The following is a 15,143-nucleotide window of genomic DNA, read 5'->3' as shown; positions in this document are numbered from 1 at the left end:
ACGCGGTTACGCCGCCTACGTTGGGCCTGACCTTGGGTTCATTCCCTTCCCCCACTTCACCCGGCCTCCTTTGATTGCCCAAGGGAGAGGAGAGGGGGAACCGCGCCAGTGCGCGGGGTTAAGGGCTTTCCTATCCTAGAGTCTCCGGCTCGCCTGAGCCGGCCTCATGCCGCGCACTTCGCCAGCGCCAGGCGCGACGCACCGATCCTTTCGAAAATTTCTGTCGGGTGTTCCCGTTCCGCGGCGTCTCCACGGCCATGAGCGCCCTTTCGAGGCGCCAGGGAGGTACGAACCATGACGTCCATGACCTGTTCCCGTTCGATCGTTGCTGCGCTGATGGCGGCAACGGTTCTGATCGCACCCCACGCCGCAAGCGCGCGCGAAGACCGCCGGATTTCCCTCGATCTGCCGGCGCAGCCTCTGGCCGAAGCCCTGCGCGGTCTCGCGCTCGCATCGGGCCAAACCGTTCTGGCCGATGCCGCTGTCATCGGATCGCGACCTGCGCCGCAAGTGCGCGGCATGCTGACGCTTGGCGAGGCACTGTCGCTGCTCCTGGCAGGCACCGACCTCGAAAGCGTCCCCGTGGGCGATGGCTATGTAATCCGGCCTGCGCATGCAGGTCCGGTGGGGGAGGGGGTGCCACCCCAGGCCCCCGAAATCATCGTGACGGGCACACGCATTCGCGGACAGGCTCCCGCGGGCGCCCACGTCATTGCCCTCGATCGCACCATGATCGAACAGAGCGGCCTCGCCACCACGCAGGCGGTCATGGCCACGATCCCGCAGAATTTCGGGGGCGGCGCCAATGAAGGCACTGTCGGCTTCACGCAGCGCAACAATGCGGGCAGCAACATCGGCTATGGCGCGAGCGTCAACTTGCGCGGCCTCGGTACGACTTCAACCCTGACGCTTATCGACGGCAATCGGCTTGCGCTCGGCGGGGGAGGGGGCACTTTTGTCGACCTCTCGCTGATTCCGACCAGCGCGATCGAGCGGATCGAGGTCCTCGCCGATGGCGCCTCGGCCATCTATGGCTCCGATGCGGTTGCAGGCGTGGTCAACGTGCGCCTGCGCCGTGCGTTCGAGGGCGCAGAAACCAGCCTGCGTACCGGCATGGCCGACGGCTACACCGAATTCCGGGCAAGCCAGCTCTTCGGGCGCAAGTGGAGCACCGGCCACCTGATGGCGGCCTACGAATACTACGAGCGCGGTCGGCTCGGATCGGAAGACCGCGCCTATGCTACCGAAGACCTGCGCCGCTACGGCGGTCCGGACTATCGGCAGGCTTATGCCAATCCCGGTACGATCACCGCGGCCGATGGCAGCGTCTATGGCATCCCGAAGGGCCAGGATGGTCGCAACCTGACCACTTCGGACCTCATCGCGGGCGTCGCCAACCTTGGCGATGGTCGCACCCAGACCGATCTCCTGCCCCGGACCCGGCGTCACGCCGCCGTCGCCGCGCTCGAGCAGGACATCACGCCCGCGATCACCCTGCGGATTTCGGGATTCTACGCCAACCGCGCCTCCTCGCAGCGTTATTTTGCGCTCAATTCGCCGGTTATCGTGCCCGTCACCAATCCGTTCTACGTCGATCCGATCGGCACCGGACAGCCGGTGAGCGTGACCTACGATTTCCGGGAAGATCTCGGAGTGCCGGTCAATGAGGCGCACGTGACCAACTGGGCCACCACTGCTTCGCTCGAGGCAAAGCTCGGAGCCTGGGTGGCCGAAGCTTACGGCAGCTATTCTTCCGAGCACGACCGATTGCTGACCACCAACGAGGTCAACAGCACGCGGCTTGCACTGGCGCTGGCCGACAGCGATCCAGCCACTGCGTTCAACGTGTTCGGCGATGGTTCGCACACGAGTGCGGTCACGATCGCCAAGGTGCGCGGATCGACGCTGCAGTTCCAGCGTTCGCGCCAGGTTACCGCAGGCTTCAAATTCGATGGTCCGCTGCTCTCGCTGCCCGGCGGCGCGCTCCGCCTCGCGTTGGGGGCCGAGTATCGCGCCGAAGCCTTCGGATCCTCGGAAGTCTATGACGATTTCAGCGTAACGCCGATTGCCAGCGGCAGCGATGGTTACCCGCTTTCGCGTCATGTCTTTGCCGGCTACGCCGAACTCCTCGCCCCCATCATTGGCCCCGAACAGGGGATCGCCGGCGTTCACCGTCTCGACCTGTCGGTCGCAGGACGGATCGAGCGCTATTCCGACTTCGGGACCACGACCAACCCCAAGGTTGGCGTGACCTGGGAGCCGGTCGAGGGCCTTGCCTTGCGCGGTGTCTATGGCACCTCGTTCCATGCGCCCGGGTTCTTCGACACCCGGCAAGGGCCCGGTCTCAGCCAGATCGTGCCGCTGCCCGTTGGTGATCCGTCGTCGCCCACCGGTTCCAGCAATGTCGTCGCCCTGTTCGGCAACAATCCCGCGATAGGTCCTGAACGCGCGCGGACCCTGACCGCTGGTTTCGATCTGCGGCCGCTGGCCATGCCGGGGCTTGCCTTCAGCATGACCTGGTTCGACGTCCGCTATCGTGACAGGATATTCAACCCGGCGGTCGATGCCTTCACCTTCCTCGCCCAGCGCCAGCGCTACGCTTCGCTGATCACTGCGAACCCTTCTGCGGCGACGTTGGCTGCGCTCTACGCCGATCCCAACTTTGCCAATCCGTTCGGCATTCCGGCCTCGTCGGTTGCGTACGTGATCGACGCGCGCAACGCGAACCTTGCTCGCACGCACCTCGACGGCATCGACTTCGACCTCGGGTATCGCATGCCGCTTGGCGGCGGATCGGTGGACCTTGGTGCATCGGGCACCTGGTTGTTCCATCTTTCACAGCAGGTGACGGCAAGCTCGCCCAGCGTCGAGGCGCTCGGCACGATCGGCAATCCGGTGCGCTATCGCTTGCGGGGGCGCGCAGCGCTGCAACTGGGCACTTTCAGCTTCGCGGCCTTCGTGAACCACACGGCAGGCTACACCAATACGGCGGTGACCCCTTCGGAAAGGGTTGCAAGCTGGACGACGCTCGACGTGCAGATCGCAAAGTCCTTCGGTGCCGCCGATGGCTGGATGAAGGGGACCCGCCTCTCGCTCAGCGTGACCAACCTTTTCGATCACGATCCGCCTTACGTCAACAATCGCACGCCCTATTCGGCCTCGGGTTTCGATCCCGAACAGGCCAGTGCTGCCGGGCGCGTGATTGCCCTTCAACTGGTCAAGGCATGGTGATGCGCAAGGCTCCAGCTCCCCTTGTGCTCGCCCTGCTGGGGCTGGCGCCGCTTCCGGCTCACGCCGGGGACGGCGCCAGCTTGCGCGCGATGATCGAGATCACGCGGATCGACAGTCCTGCAATATCGCCTGACGGTCGCTATGCCGTCTGGCGCCAGGCCCAGGCTTCGATCGAGCGCAATGCCTATGCTCTTGCCTGGTACATCGCACCGATCGATGGCAGCGCGCCGCCTCGGCGCATCGCTGATGCAGGCGAGCCCATGTGGCTCAACGGTTCGCTGGTCGTGAACCCACCGGTGTGGACCGCCGATTCCCGCACCCTTCTGTTTCGCAAGCTCGAGCACGGTGAGATCCAGGTCTGGGGCGCAGACACCGACGGGGGCGATGCGCGGCAGATCACCCACGAACCTGGCAATGTGCGCGACCTTGCCTCCCTCGACGGGGGGCGCACCATTGTCTTCGGCGAAGGCCCACCACGCGCCGATATCGCGGCGGCGGAACAAGCGGACCATGACGAAGGCACCCTGGTCGATGCCAGCGTCGATCCGCAACGACCACTTTACCGCGGCGACTGGATCGACGGGCGTTGGGCGAGCGGACGGCTGCGCGGGTTCTGGTTCGAGCAAGGCGGTATCCTTCCAGCCGGGCCCTCGGCCTTGCGTGTTCTCGACGTCACTTCGGGAACGGTTCGCGATGCGCGTGACGCCGAGATGCAAAGCTACGCCCCGCCCGCCAAGGCGTTCGACCAGCTTGGGGACAGCTTCGTCATCGATCGTGTGGCTTCGGGAGATGCGCGCGGATCCGCGCTCGTGCTCGGGCGAGGTGTGCAATACGAGCTTGCCGTGCAGGGCACGGATGGCGGGTTTGCGGCACGATGCCACGATCGTGCCTGCACGACGTCGCCGATCCGCAGTGTACGCTGGCTCGGCACAGACAATGCCGTGGTCTTCGAGACCCGCGACGGGGCAGGTCGCACAACCCTGTCGCGCTGGGACGTCCGCACGAACACGGTTGCGCCGATCGCGACTGGCACGGGCGCGCTTAACGGTGGCGATGAGGGACAGGGATGTGCGGCGACGGTCACCACGATGCTTTGCGTCGCGGCCAGCGCCAACGAACCGCCCCGCGTTGTCGCGGTCGGTGTCGCCGACGGCACCCAGCGCATGCTGGTTGATCCTAATAGCGATCTCGTCCCTCTGGCGCCGCAATTCACGCCGCTGTCGTGGGCGGATGCAAAAGGGCGCACCTTCACCGGCTTTCTCGCGATGCCTGAGAAGGCGAGCCGTCCGGCACCCCTGTTCATCACCTACTACAGTTGCAGCGGCTTCCTGCGCGGAGGGCTGGGCGAGGAGTTTCCCTTGCGCGACCTTGCCCGCAGCGGAATTGCCGCGATGTGCATCAACCGCCTGCCCGGCAGGCTTGGGGGTGGGGGCAATGCCGATTCTTATCGCGACGCTGCAGACGGGATCGGCGCGATCATCGACGAGCTGGCCGGCGAGGGACGGATTGACCCTGCGCGCGTCGGCATGGGCGGCGTCAGCTTCGGCGGCGAAGTGGCGATGTGGCTGGCCATGCACACTCGCCGTCTTGCGGCGCTGTCGGTCGCCAATGTCATGGTCACGCCGACATACTACTGGCTGAACGCGGTGAAAGGCCGCGAAGTGCCCAAGATCCTGCAATCGGGCTGGGGCCTCGGCAATCCGGACACGGACCACAAGGGTTGGCGCGAAGGTTCGCCCGCCTTCAACGTCGACCGCATTTCTGCGCCCTTGCTGATGCAACTGCCCGAGCAGGAATACCGGCCCAATGTCGAACTGCTGGCAAGGCTCCAGGCGGCAGGCAAGCCGGTCGAGCTTTTCGCCTTCCCTGGCGAAATGCACATCAAGTGGCAGCCGCGTCACCAGCTGGCAGCCAATGCCCGCAATCTCGACTGGTTCCGCTTCTGGCTTATGGGTGAGGTCGATCCGGATCCGTCCAAAGCCGGGCAGTATGCACGCTGGCAAGGTTATGGCGCGCCAAGCCAGGTCCGCGCCCAGGCCTCGGCGTCGATCAAGGGAAAGAGCAGATAGACTTCCGCATCGCCACGCCGCGCGGTACGCGCGAGCGCGGCTTCGAGCCTGGGTCGGTCGAGCAATCCGCTGCGGGCAATGTGGCCCTCGAGCAGAAAGGTGCGCAGGGCGTTGCGATTGCGGTCGAGCATCGCGATGGCATAGCTGTCGAGGCCACCTTTGGTCCGGCGATCTAGCACGTTGGCGGGCAGAATGCCGCTCCATGCCGTGCGCGCAACTGCACGATCGCGACCGTTCTCGATCCACAACCACGTCGGGATGCGCAGCGCCGTCTCGACCACGGGTTGGCTGAGCAAGGGAAAGCGCGAGGGCGCGACCTCCTGACGGCCATAACCCTCGACATGGGCAAGTGCGGCAAGGATCGCGCGTACATGGCTGCGCTTGCCGGGAAGAACATCGGCAGGCTCTTCGAGCCAGGGATGGTCAGGTGGGGTTTCGGGGAGGGCGTCATTGACGAGGTACCCTGACGTCCGCGGCCATGCGGGTGGAGGCGTCGCGTTGCGGGCCTGCCGCCAAGCCATTTTCGCCACCTCCCACGCGCTGGCATGGTGGATACGCGCGAGCGCATCGATGGCAGTCCACGCGGCCTTGCCGATCCCGAAGCGACGAAGGACGTCAGCGGCAGGAGCGGCCGATCCAGGCGAGCAGAACACACAATCTCCGCCAGCGCCGCTCACGAAAGCACCGATGATCTCGGTGCGCGCCTTCTGCGCCAGCAGGTCGTCGGCCAGCGACAGCGTCATGGGCAGGCCCGGACGCGCGCATCGAACTGCGGCCGGCATGGCGAGATCGACCTTATCGGGGACGGCGAGCTCAGCAAGTGGCAATCCGGTCGCGGTGGCTGCCGCGCGGGCATAGAAGCGCTCGTCGCCCTCGCGTTCGTCAGTTACCAGGGTGACCGCACGGGCGTCCGCGCCATGGGCAGCAAGGGCCGCCGCAAGGATCGAGGAATCCACCCCTCCGGACAGTTCGAGTAGACATGGCATGTCACGCGGGATCAACCCCGCGACCGCGCACTCGACGCTACCCCGCAATGCCTGCCTCGCTTTGACTGGATCCGTGATCTCGCGATCAGGTGCTATCCATCGCCAAGGCGTCCAGATCGTGCGCCTTTGCCAGGGCCCGTCCATCGTGAGGTCCCAGCATTCGCCGCCAAGCAATTCGTCGATTCCGAGAAGACCGGTCTGCCGGGTCTGTAGGTGCGCAAACGCCAGATGGTACTTCACGAAATCCCAGTTGAGCGCTGGGGCCCGGCCGATCGCGCCCAGCACGAGGCCGGCATGCGAACCGATGATCTCGGTGCCATTTGCGTTCGTGCGGTAGGCGGGAAGATGACCCAGCGGCGCGCGGAGTATCCAGTCTGGCGCACCGTCGACGCCCAGCCCAATCGCGATATAGTTGCCCCAGGCATGTTCGATGAGCTGCTCTGGCCGGCAGCAATCGGAGAGCAGGGCAGAGGAGGCGCCCACGATTTGTCCGATCACCACGTACCTGTCGTGTCTGAGGACGGGAAGGGCGGACGGCGCAAACAGGGTGATTTCGGCCCCGATATCATGGCGCTGGAAATCGGTCGGCGCCAGATGCGCTTCCGCATGGGCCACCGGATCAGGCGACTGTCCTGCCCCGACCAACAGCAGGTAACGTTCTGGGCTCATAGCGCGAGGATCGGCTGAAAGCGCACGATCCGCTCGAGCGGATCAGTCAGGACGACACTGTCCAACTGCGCCCAGCAATGCGCTTCGAAGGGATGGCACTTTACCCCGAAGACGAGGCGCACGTCGTGGCCTCGCTGTCGCGCATAGCGTGTGAACGCCAGCGCGTCCGGCAGGCAGCACGGCGCAAATGGCGCGAGCCGCCGTCCGGCATCGAAGTCGCGGGCCAATTTGCCAATGTCTCCCGTTCTGCGCCTCGGGGCAGGGGCGGGCACGTGCCGCAACACTTGCGCGAGGGACTTGCGCCGCAGGTCCAGCCTGCTTTTCGCGCAGGCGAAGACGATCTCGAGATCATGCCAGTTCAACTCGGGCGGGCTCTCGCCTCCTTCCAGCACGCTGGACGTCGCCTGCGGAACTTCGCGCGGATTGAGAAAGTAGCTGCTAAGCTGCGGTTCCGCAGTCACGATGCCTGCACGTTCCAACGCTGCCACACCCTCGACATCGCGCCCCAGCGCTCGTCCGTCGGCGATGGCCGCCAGCGTCACGGCCGCGTTTCCGCCGAACCTGGTGTAGCGGTCGCACGGCACATCGAGAAGGATCACGAAGTTCGCAAAGCGGGCAAGACCGATCCCGTCGGCAAGGCGAACCTGGGGGGCAGGGGGGAGCGAGGTCATGGCAGCAGGCGGGCCGCAACAGGCGCGCCCGACCTGAGGCCGGGCACGCCTGCCGAAGGCTTACTCGGCTTCGAGGCCCAGCGGGCGCGCGATCACCCCGAATTCGAGCTGGTTGCCCGGGGCGCCGAGGGTCTCGGTGCTGGCGACACCGAGGTCTTCGACGTCGTCGATCTGTTCGATCTTGCGTTCCATGGCTGTCACTCCTTCACTTGGCGCCGCACAATCGCGGCGAAGTTCAGGCTACGCAGCCGACCGCTCAATCCGAATTTTATACGGCACCGATATGTCGATTGTTGGCGGGCAATTGGTCAACGCCCGCGGTACGCTGCACGCACCAACCTGGCTGCAGCACCAATCCGGCGGTTAACCCAAGCATTCCACAACCGGCGCAGGCTGGCCCGGTCAGCGAGATCCAGCGCGTGTTCGACGCGGGCCAGCTCTGCTGCTGCATCGTCAATCACCGTCTCTTCGAGCGTTCTGACGACATGGAGGCGTGCGGCGAGCCTGAGACTCGCACGCGCATGTTCACCATTGACCGAACGCCCTGCCACGGCACCGACCAGATCCGCTACGCGTTCGGCGTAATAGCGGCTGCGGCGGTCTGCGGGCGGATCGGTGGGGACCAGATCCGCCTCCTTCAGAGCAAGTCGCAGGATTTGCGCTTCCCAGGCGTACATGTCCTTCAATGCCGGCTCGTCAAGCGGCGGCAGGTAGAACCCGCCCGCGCGGCGCGTTTCGACAAGCCCTTCCCCCGTGAGCATGTTGAGCGCATCGCGCACCGGTGTGACGCTCGAACCAAGCCGTTCTGCCAGTAACGCCGCATCGAGCCGGTCGCCGGGACGGAAGTCGTGCGCCAGAACGAGCGCGCGCAAGGCGTCGTAGATTCTCGTCGCAGTCGGCCCGGCGTTCATGCGGCTGCCTGTCGGTCCCCGGCAAAGGCCTGGGCCGCTGCAACCTGGTCGGGCCTCAATGCGTCGATCGCGCCCAACGGGCCACCGCCATATTTGCCGAGCAGTACGGACGGACATTGGCCCTCGAAATTGCCAAGGTTGGGCCGATGCTGGCAGTAACCGATGAGCGCGGCGAGCTCGGGATCGAAGTGCCGCGCGATCTCGGGCGGGTAGGCCAGCCACTGGTTCTCGTAAGGCTTGAGCCAGCCCAGCGAATAGCCGACGACCACTCCGCGTCGCACTGTGTCGGTGAGATTGGCGCCTGCGCCATGGAGCGTCGAGCCAAGGAACAGCAGCGCCGCACCAGGTGCCATTTCCCCAACCGTCTCGGTTGCTTCGGTTCCCGCTTTGAGTGCCTCGGGCCCGTGGCTGCCTTCCCACAGCCGGGTCGCGCCATTCTCTGACGTGAAGGGCGTCAGCGGCCACATCACGTTGACGAGGTACTCGATCTCGCCGACCGGTCCACGCCACATGTCCTGGTCACGGTGGGGCAACTGCGCTGGTGCCCCCGGATGGACCGCGATCGCCTGCGTGGTGTTGAGCTGGATGCGATCGCACCACGGCGAGAGCACGCGCTCGACGATGGACAGGATCAGCCGGTGGCAGACCAAGGCGCGTGCATGTGGCGAGCGGATCAGGAGTCGCCCGAACCGTTTGGTCGTGCCTCCGTAAAATGGACCTATGCCGAACGGCGTGTGCTCGAACGGTTCCTCGAGGTCCTTGTCCAGCGCGCGGATCGCGCGGGGCGGCATCGCGCCCCGGATGATCGTGAAACCACGGGTCGTCAGGTCCTGCACGTGGCGCTCGACCTGCGCTGTGGCGATCGCGGAGAAGAGAGCATTCATCGTCTGTCTTCCCCTTTCACGCAGCAAGGCTTGTGGGAATGCTGGGAAGGCCCGTGGCCCTGATCCCACCTGCAAAGAGGCGCGCAGGCGTGTCGGCATCGATCAGGATGCTCACCGCCGCGAGACGCTCACCCTTCATCTGGCCGAGCGGGCCCAGTGGTCGGCAATCCCATCCGAAATCCACGATCTGGCGAAGCCATCCCAGCTCCGCGACCGCAAGGTAGGTGCTGATGCCATTGGCGAGCGCGTAGTCGACGAGCGCCAGCACCAGAGCATCCCGGGCCTGACGCCGCTCGGTCGCCTTCAGGCGCCGGTCGAGACAGAAGCGGGTGATCTCCATGATGTCGGGCGCTGACGGAACCGGTCCATCGCACAGCTTGCGGAAGAGCCCTGAGAGAACGCCTTCACGCGCTGTCGTTAACAGCCGCGTCGAGGCGAGGTGATTGCCCTCGGGGTCGGTGAGTACCAGATAGCGGGCATCGACGGTGTCGAACTGGTCGACCTCGTACCGACCTTCGATAACCGGCACGTCCCATTTGAGCAGATCGACAAAGACCGATTTGCGCGCGGCGAACATGGCGCGCATGACGTCTGCGTCCGGCTCGCAGCCGGGCGTGAGGATGTTCAGCATATGGGTGCTCCTTGACCGTTCTGGTCAGGAGCAGGATCACGTCAAACGGGGTGACCGGGCTATGCCGGGAAAGGGTTATAGACCCACGGGCCGACGTCATGAATGGTGATGATTCGCTCGCTCACGGCACAGAATGCAAGGGCAACGCGTTTGGTGACGCCGTACCGATCGCACGCCAGGCGGATGTGACGGGCGACTGTCTCTTCAGAGATGCCAAGAATTCTGGAGATTTCCCAGTCGGTCTTGCCTCGAGCGGCCCACAGCACGCAGTCGCGCTGGCGATCGGTCAATGTCGGGCGCAGGGCTTCCACCGGAAGGGTACGTGGTAGCCACAGCCGGCGCGCAACTTCGAAAGCCTTGGTGCCGAGCAACTGGGCGAAGGGCAACGCATCCGCTTCGACCGCTTTGCCAATGCCGTTGACGAATGTGCAGGAGCCACATGCCTCGCCCGGAACATTGACCGGCACAGTGTAACCTTCATCAAAGCCCTGGCTACGGCCCTCCTCGAGGATGGCGAGGTCGGTTCGGTTGAGAGGGATGAGGTTACGCATCTTGGACCACAGAAATCCGAAGGCTGTAACCTGGCTCGCGCGATGGACCGGATCCGTGAGCGACAGGGTCCGGCTGTCATAGCGCTCGGCCCAGTGTTCAGGATAATTGTGCAGCCTGATGGCGCGGTCGCCAGCTCTTAAGAGATCAACATGATGGGTTAGTGCAAAATACTGGAATCCCAGAACTCTGCACACTTCGCTCATGACACCGCCGAGTTCTTCCCGGCTGCTTACACCTTCAACGAGATCGAGTAGCGCATTCGCGGTTTCCTGCATTGATGCCGCAGCCACGATCGCACAGGAGCATCTTCAATCTGCGCGGTCCCTGTCGATCGCCCTTTCCGTGTCTGCTGGACGGCCCCTGCGGTTCCCAGGCCTTCGAAATCGCCCAAGTGTTGCTGGAATATTTCTAACACACCACGATTGTGCTGCAATGCAAAATACCGCTGATTTGGTGAGGATTCAGCGGGGGTGAGGCAGTTCTGCCACGACTCTTGATGGAGTGGCAGGTCGGAGTTTTTGCTTGGCATCGGCGACCAAACCGGCGAATCTGACTGTCATGCGCTCGTCGATCGACCATCTGCCGGAAGCCAAGGCCAGGGAACTGGCCTATGTTGTCGAGGTCATTCGCTCAGGCTTCGAGGCCGCGACCACACGCCGGACGCAGGCGCGATTTCGTGGGGGCAAGCTCCTCAAGATCATCCTGTTCGGCAGCTACGCGCGCGGCGATTGGGTCGAGGATCCGGTCGGGCGCTATTTTTCCGATTACGATCTGCTGGTGGTCGTCGATCGCGAGGAACTGACCGACGTCGCCGAGTTCTGGGACAAGACCGAAAGTCGTCTGCTGTCTGACCTCGCTGCAGGCACGCCCCTGCGCACGCCAGTCAGCTTGATTTACCACGCGCTGGACGACGTGAACGACAAGCTCCGGCTTGGCCGGTATTTCTTCATGGACATCCTCAAGGACGGCATCGTGCTGTTCGAGGAGCCAGGGGCTTCTTTCGTTGAGCCGCTGCCGCTGTCGCCGGAGCAAGCTCTGCGCGAGACGCAGGAATATTTCGAAGAGTGGTTCGAAAGTGCAGAGCGGTTCCTGATAAATGCGAATGAGAATCTGGAGAGAGGGTGGAGCAAGGAGGCTGCATTCCTTTTCCACCAGGCGGTCGAGAGGTTCTATCACTGCCTGTTCCTGGTTCGTACTTTGTGGAGTCCGAAATCTCACAACCTCAATCGCCTGCGCGATTTGGCGGAAGAGATGGAGCCCAACCTGAAATCGGTGTGGCCGCGGGCCACCCGTGCGGAGCGTCGCTGCTACTCGCTCCTGCGCGATGCCTACATCAAGGCCCGTTATTCCTCATCGTATTACATCACGCACGACGAACTTGCCTGGATCGCCGGGCGCGTCGCGGCGTTGCAGGAAGCGGTACGCGCGGCATGCGAAGCGCGGATCGAGGATCTCGAGAAGGCGGCCTGACGCGCGCCACTCGCTCGGTCAGGATATGCTATTCGCAGTGCTCGAGCCCCCCGACGTGGCGCCAGCCACGCTACTCGTTGTCTCCCGGTCTTCTTCCCCTGTTCCCTTCAAGCTATCGAGCAAGCCCATGTGCTTACCTGATCCTGCCACGCTGGAGCGAGCTGCGAGGTTCCTCAAGACTAGCCAAGACTATCGGATCCTGCGCAAACTGAGGCCCGTTGCCGGCTTTCATGAGCCCAAGCCTGGCATGCAAAGCGCTGTCGGCGTCGCGATCGATGTTGAAACCACCGGCCTTGATTGTGCATCCGACAAGATCATTGAACTGGCGGTCCAGCGATTTCGCTACGACCCCGAAGGGCGGATTGTGCAGGTGGGGCAGCCGCGCGTCTGGCGCGAAGACCCCGAACGCGCACTGGATCCGCTCATCACCAGACTAACCGGTCTGACCGACGATGTGCTCAAGGGGCAGGTCATTGAAGACGAAACCGCGCTCGAAATCCTGTCCTCGGCCGATCTGATCGTAGCCCACAACGCTGCGTTTGACCGCCCTTTTGTCGACAAGCGCCTTCCGGCAATCGCCGGCAAGGCATGGGCCTGCTCGATGGCTGAGCCCAATTGGCTCGAGCTCGGGTTTGATGGACGGGCGGTCGCCCACTTGGTGTCCCAATGTGGCTGGTTTTACGAGGGGCACCGGGCAGAAGCCGATATTCTCGCGCTCATCTATCTGCTCGCGCACGATGTACCAGATGGGCGTACGGTGATGTCGCATCTGATGGCGGCATCGAGCCGGCCCAGTTTTCGGGTCAACGCCGTGGATGCGCCGTTCGACAGCAAGGAACGTCTCAAGGCGCGCGGATATCGCTGGGATCCGGTTCTGCGCTTCTGGTCGAAGGAGATCCCCGAAAGCGAGCGGGATGCCGAAGAGGCCTGGCTCAAATCCGGTGTCTATACCGGGTATGGAGAACCAGCTTTTCATGCGGTATCGGCGTGTGACCGCTACAGGGGGGCATGATGGGATCGGGCCCACTGCTGAATGGACAGGGAATGGTGGACTACAACCTCGAGCGTTTTGTCGACGCGCAGCGCGACACCTACCAAGGTGCGCTCAGCGAAATTGCCAGAGGCCGGAAGCAGACGCACTGGATCTGGTACATTTTCCCGCAAGTCGCTGGGCTGGGCCGCAGCGGGATGGCGCAACGCTTTGCTATCCGGTCGCTCGACGAAGCCAAAGCCTATCTCGCGCATCCCATCCTGGGGAAGCGGCTGCTGGAATGCGTGGCCGCACTGCAGGATTTGCCGATGTCCGATCCTGAAGTGGTGTTCGGTACGGTCGATGCGGCCAAGGTTCGGTCGTCGCTGACATTGTTTGCTGTGGCCGATCCCGACCAGCGGTTGTTTTCTGCCGCTCTTGAACGCTGGTACAAGGGGGCGAGGGATGTGCGAACAGCCGAGATCCTGGCGTCTATCGCAACGTCTGTTGGCGCGGCCAAGGATGTTGGGCCTGTCACCTGAACCCTCGCGTGCTTCGGGACCCAGCGATGTCAACGCCTTGAATCATGATGCGAATAGGATTAAATCCTACTCGATAATGCGAGGACTCTTCGATGCGAACGACACAGCAATTCAGCGTTACGCTTCCGATCGAGATGGCTGCGCAGGTGCGTGCGAAGGTCGCCTCGGGAGAATATGCCAGCGAAAGCGAAGTCATCCGCGATGGCCTTCGCGCACTACAAGCGCGAGAGAAGGCAATCGAGTCATGGTTGCGAAATGAAATCGCACCTGTCTATGATCAACTACAGGTTGATCCTGCGAGTGCACGATCGATCAGCGACGTGAAGGCTAAATTGGCGGCTGAGCATGGCAGTGTCAGTAAAGCCCGTTGAGCAATGTCGCACCATGTCGTGTTCGCGCCCACCGCCGAAGCCCAACTAGTCGCGCTGTACCGCTATGTCGCTCAGGAGGCGGGACCTGAGATAGCCGAACGCTTCACGAGTGCGATCGTGGAACACTGCGAACGACTTGAAGTGTTCCCGAAGCGCGGCACGCCGCGTGATGATGTTCGTCCAGGCCTCCGCACGATTCCGTTTCGTCGAAGGGTCACCATCGCCTATTCGGTCGATACTGATCAGGTCGCAATCCTGGGCATCTACTACGGCGGGCAAGATCTCGCGGCGATTTGGAACGTCGAAGATTCAGAATGCTAGCCGGACCGCTTTGTTGTCAGGCGTTCTGAAGCCTCAGCTCCCTCATCGGAGCACTATGCCCCCCTTCGGTCTGATACCGGGAGCATCTGGAAATGGGACAAATCTGCCTTTCAGCGTCGCTTGCGTGAAGGACTGGCTACGCCAAAACCCGTCATCCGTGGAACGGGGTAAGCTACCCCTACAAGGGCCGGGTCTGCGGACTGACCGGAAAGGCGGCACCTGTGGAAGCGGGATAGCGGACATTCGCCAGCCGGGATCAACTAGTAGCTCCCAGCCAAGGTTTGCCGGTCAGGCGCGGCACTCGTGATGTTCCCTCACGGTGTCTTCTCCCGCGATTGGATCAACGTTGGATCGATCAAGTCATTGAGGAACAGGGCAACCAGCGCCGAGTGGCTTGAGACGCCCGCCTTGGCGTAAATGCAGGGAAGCTGCGTACACAAGCTGCGACGTGACCTACAAAGTCTCCACCGGGAATTTTGACCACCTGCGCACCCAAGCACTCAAGGCTTCCGATCGCGAAGCCATGTCTTCCGCCGCAACAGTGCAGCGAACGCAGTCAAACTAGCTCACGTTCCGCTTGCACCCGTTCATTGCGGGCGCTGCGGTTGGCCAGAGCTTGCCAGGCGGCCTCGGCGTGCAGGAATTTAGTCCGTTGATTGGCAAGGCCACTCGTTTTCGCCTCATCGGCGCATTGTGCCACGCGTTCGAGGTAGAATTCTGTCAAAGCGCGCATCTGCATTCTCCAATAGGCCAAAGGGGGGGCAAGAACTTGAGCCTCCGAGCATGGCTTGTACCCACAGCGGGACATCGGTAAGCGCGAAATTCCGCGCACCTGTTCGGTTGAGTGACGCGGTGTGAAGGATGT

Annotated in this window: 15 protein-coding genes; 7 read left to right on the top strand and 8 right to left on the bottom strand. The window is 63.4% G+C overall.

What is annotated here, in order from left to right; translation table 11 throughout:
- Positions 1–294: 294 nt before the first annotated feature.
- Both AX703_RS06800 and AX703_RS06795 read left to right on the top strand, forming a co-directional pair.
- The gene (locus AX703_RS06800; RefSeq protein WP_082734461.1) at positions 295–3,231 is read left to right on the top strand and encodes a TonB-dependent receptor; all 2,937 of its coding nucleotides are present in this window, start codon (positions 295–297) and stop codon (positions 3,229–3,231) included.
- Positions 3,231–5,300 carry an Atxe2 family lasso peptide isopeptidase gene (locus AX703_RS06795; RefSeq protein WP_197423634.1) on the top strand — a complete coding sequence of 690 codons (2,070 nt, stop codon included), beginning with the start codon at positions 3,231–3,233 and terminating at the stop codon, positions 5,298–5,300. Before AX703_RS06800 ends, AX703_RS06795 begins: the two co-directional genes overlap by 1 nt.
- Here AX703_RS06795 and AX703_RS06790 read toward each other — a convergent pair.
- The 7 genes from AX703_RS06790 to AX703_RS06765 all read right to left on the bottom strand — a co-directional run bounded on the left by AX703_RS06790 (position 5,237) and on the right by AX703_RS06765 (position 10,879).
- The gene (locus tag AX703_RS06790; protein ID WP_062343390.1) at positions 5,237–6,955 is read right to left on the bottom strand and encodes an asparagine synthase C-terminal domain-containing protein; all 1,719 of its coding nucleotides are present in this window, start codon (positions 6,953–6,955) and stop codon (positions 5,237–5,239) included. The genes AX703_RS06795 and AX703_RS06790 overlap by 64 nt on opposite strands.
- The gene (locus AX703_RS06785) at positions 6,952–7,626 is read right to left on the bottom strand and encodes a lasso peptide biosynthesis B2 protein (protein WP_062343389.1); all 675 of its coding nucleotides are present in this window, start codon (positions 7,624–7,626) and stop codon (positions 6,952–6,954) included. Before AX703_RS06785 ends, AX703_RS06790 begins: the two co-directional genes overlap by 4 nt.
- A 60-nt stretch (positions 7,627–7,686) precedes the next feature.
- Positions 7,687–7,818 (bottom strand): benenodin family lasso peptide, encoded by a 132-nt coding sequence (locus tag AX703_RS27270; protein ID WP_156451947.1) that lies wholly within the window; start codon positions 7,816–7,818, stop codon positions 7,687–7,689.
- 116 nt (positions 7,819–7,934) lie between these two features.
- Complete coding sequence (locus tag AX703_RS06780; RefSeq protein ID WP_062343388.1) at positions 7,935–8,537, bottom strand: GntR family transcriptional regulator; 603 nt, start codon at positions 8,535–8,537, stop codon at positions 7,935–7,937.
- Positions 8,534–9,421 (bottom strand): phytanoyl-CoA dioxygenase family protein, encoded by an 888-nt coding sequence (locus AX703_RS06775; protein ID WP_062343387.1) that lies wholly within the window; start codon positions 9,419–9,421, stop codon positions 8,534–8,536. The genes AX703_RS06780 and AX703_RS06775 overlap by 4 nt, the downstream gene beginning before the upstream one ends.
- Positions 9,422–9,437: 16 nt before the next feature.
- A complete protein-coding gene (locus tag AX703_RS06770; protein WP_062343386.1) occupies positions 9,438–10,052 on the bottom strand; it encodes an acyl-homoserine-lactone synthase in 615 nt (204 codons plus the stop codon).
- Between the two features lie 59 nt (positions 10,053–10,111).
- A complete protein-coding gene (locus AX703_RS06765) occupies positions 10,112–10,879 on the bottom strand; it encodes a LuxR family transcriptional regulator (protein ID WP_062343385.1) in 768 nt (255 codons plus the stop codon).
- A gap of 283 nt (positions 10,880–11,162) precedes the next feature.
- Here AX703_RS06765 and AX703_RS06760 point away from each other — a divergent pair, with 283 nt between their 5' ends.
- From AX703_RS06760 to AX703_RS06740, 5 genes are all read left to right on the top strand, one after another.
- Positions 11,163–12,074 (top strand): HEPN domain-containing protein, encoded by a 912-nt coding sequence (locus AX703_RS06760; RefSeq protein ID WP_062343402.1) that lies wholly within the window; start codon positions 11,163–11,165, stop codon positions 12,072–12,074.
- Positions 12,075–12,111: 37 nt separating this feature from the next.
- Positions 12,112–13,086, top strand: coding sequence for a 3'-5' exonuclease (locus tag AX703_RS06755; protein WP_231735410.1), 975 nt, complete (start codon positions 12,112–12,114; stop codon positions 13,084–13,086).
- Between the two features lie 32 nt (positions 13,087–13,118).
- The gene (locus AX703_RS06750; protein WP_062343401.1) at positions 13,119–13,586 is read left to right on the top strand and encodes a DUF1810 domain-containing protein; all 468 of its coding nucleotides are present in this window, start codon (positions 13,119–13,121) and stop codon (positions 13,584–13,586) included.
- A gap of 92 nt (positions 13,587–13,678) precedes the next feature.
- Positions 13,679–13,957 (top strand): type II toxin-antitoxin system ParD family antitoxin, encoded by a 279-nt coding sequence (locus AX703_RS06745; protein ID WP_062343383.1) that lies wholly within the window; start codon positions 13,679–13,681, stop codon positions 13,955–13,957.
- Positions 13,958–13,960: 3 nt separating this feature from the next.
- On the top strand, positions 13,961–14,278 hold the full coding sequence (locus AX703_RS06740; RefSeq protein ID WP_062343382.1) for a type II toxin-antitoxin system RelE/ParE family toxin: 318 nt from the start codon (positions 13,961–13,963) through the stop codon (positions 14,276–14,278).
- Between the two features lie 556 nt (positions 14,279–14,834).
- On the opposite strand, the gene AX703_RS28240 is transcribed toward AX703_RS06740, so the two are convergent.
- Positions 14,835–15,143, bottom strand: a 309-nt coding sequence (locus tag AX703_RS28240) for a hypothetical protein (RefSeq protein ID WP_231735409.1), incomplete at its 5' end; no start/stop codon positions are given.

It is taken from the genome of Novosphingobium sp. CCH12-A3 (assembly GCF_001556015.1).
Taxonomy (GTDB): Bacteria; Pseudomonadota; Alphaproteobacteria; order Sphingomonadales; family Sphingomonadaceae; genus Novosphingobium; species Novosphingobium subterraneum.
The sequence above is the reverse complement of the archived record's forward strand: the minus strand, read 5'-3'. Positions and strand labels throughout refer to the sequence as shown.

Excerpts from the sequence above, each read along its gene's own strand:
- AX703_RS06800 (WP_082734461.1), top strand. The coding sequence starts at position 295 with ATGACGTCCATGACCTGTTCCCGTTCGATCGTTGCTGCGCTGATGGCG.
- AX703_RS06765 (WP_062343385.1), bottom strand. The coding sequence starts at position 10,879 with ATGCAGGAAACCGCGAATGCGCTACTCGATCTCGTTGAAGGTGTAAGC.
- AX703_RS06795 (WP_197423634.1), top strand. The coding sequence starts at position 3,231 with ATGCGCAAGGCTCCAGCTCCCCTTGTGCTCGCCCTGCTGGGGCTGGCG.
- AX703_RS06785 (WP_062343389.1), bottom strand. The coding sequence starts at position 7,626 with ATGACCTCGCTCCCCCCTGCCCCCCAGGTTCGCCTTGCCGACGGGATC.
- AX703_RS06780 (WP_062343388.1), bottom strand. The coding sequence starts at position 8,537 with ATGAACGCCGGGCCGACTGCGACGAGAATCTACGACGCCTTGCGCGCG.
- AX703_RS06775 (WP_062343387.1), bottom strand. The coding sequence starts at position 9,421 with ATGAATGCTCTCTTCTCCGCGATCGCCACAGCGCAGGTCGAGCGCCAC.
- AX703_RS06740 (WP_062343382.1), top strand. The coding sequence starts at position 13,961 with ATGTCGCACCATGTCGTGTTCGCGCCCACCGCCGAAGCCCAACTAGTC.
- AX703_RS06745 (WP_062343383.1), top strand. The coding sequence starts at position 13,679 with ATGCGAACGACACAGCAATTCAGCGTTACGCTTCCGATCGAGATGGCT.
- AX703_RS06770 (WP_062343386.1), bottom strand. The coding sequence starts at position 10,052 with ATGCTGAACATCCTCACGCCCGGCTGCGAGCCGGACGCAGACGTCATG.
- AX703_RS06750 (WP_062343401.1), top strand. The coding sequence starts at position 13,119 with ATGGTGGACTACAACCTCGAGCGTTTTGTCGACGCGCAGCGCGACACC.
- AX703_RS06760 (WP_062343402.1), top strand. The coding sequence starts at position 11,163 with ATGCGCTCGTCGATCGACCATCTGCCGGAAGCCAAGGCCAGGGAACTG.
- AX703_RS06790 (WP_062343390.1), bottom strand. The coding sequence starts at position 6,955 with ATGAGCCCAGAACGTTACCTGCTGTTGGTCGGGGCAGGACAGTCGCCT.
- AX703_RS27270 (WP_156451947.1), bottom strand. The coding sequence starts at position 7,818 with ATGGAACGCAAGATCGAACAGATCGACGACGTCGAAGACCTCGGTGTC.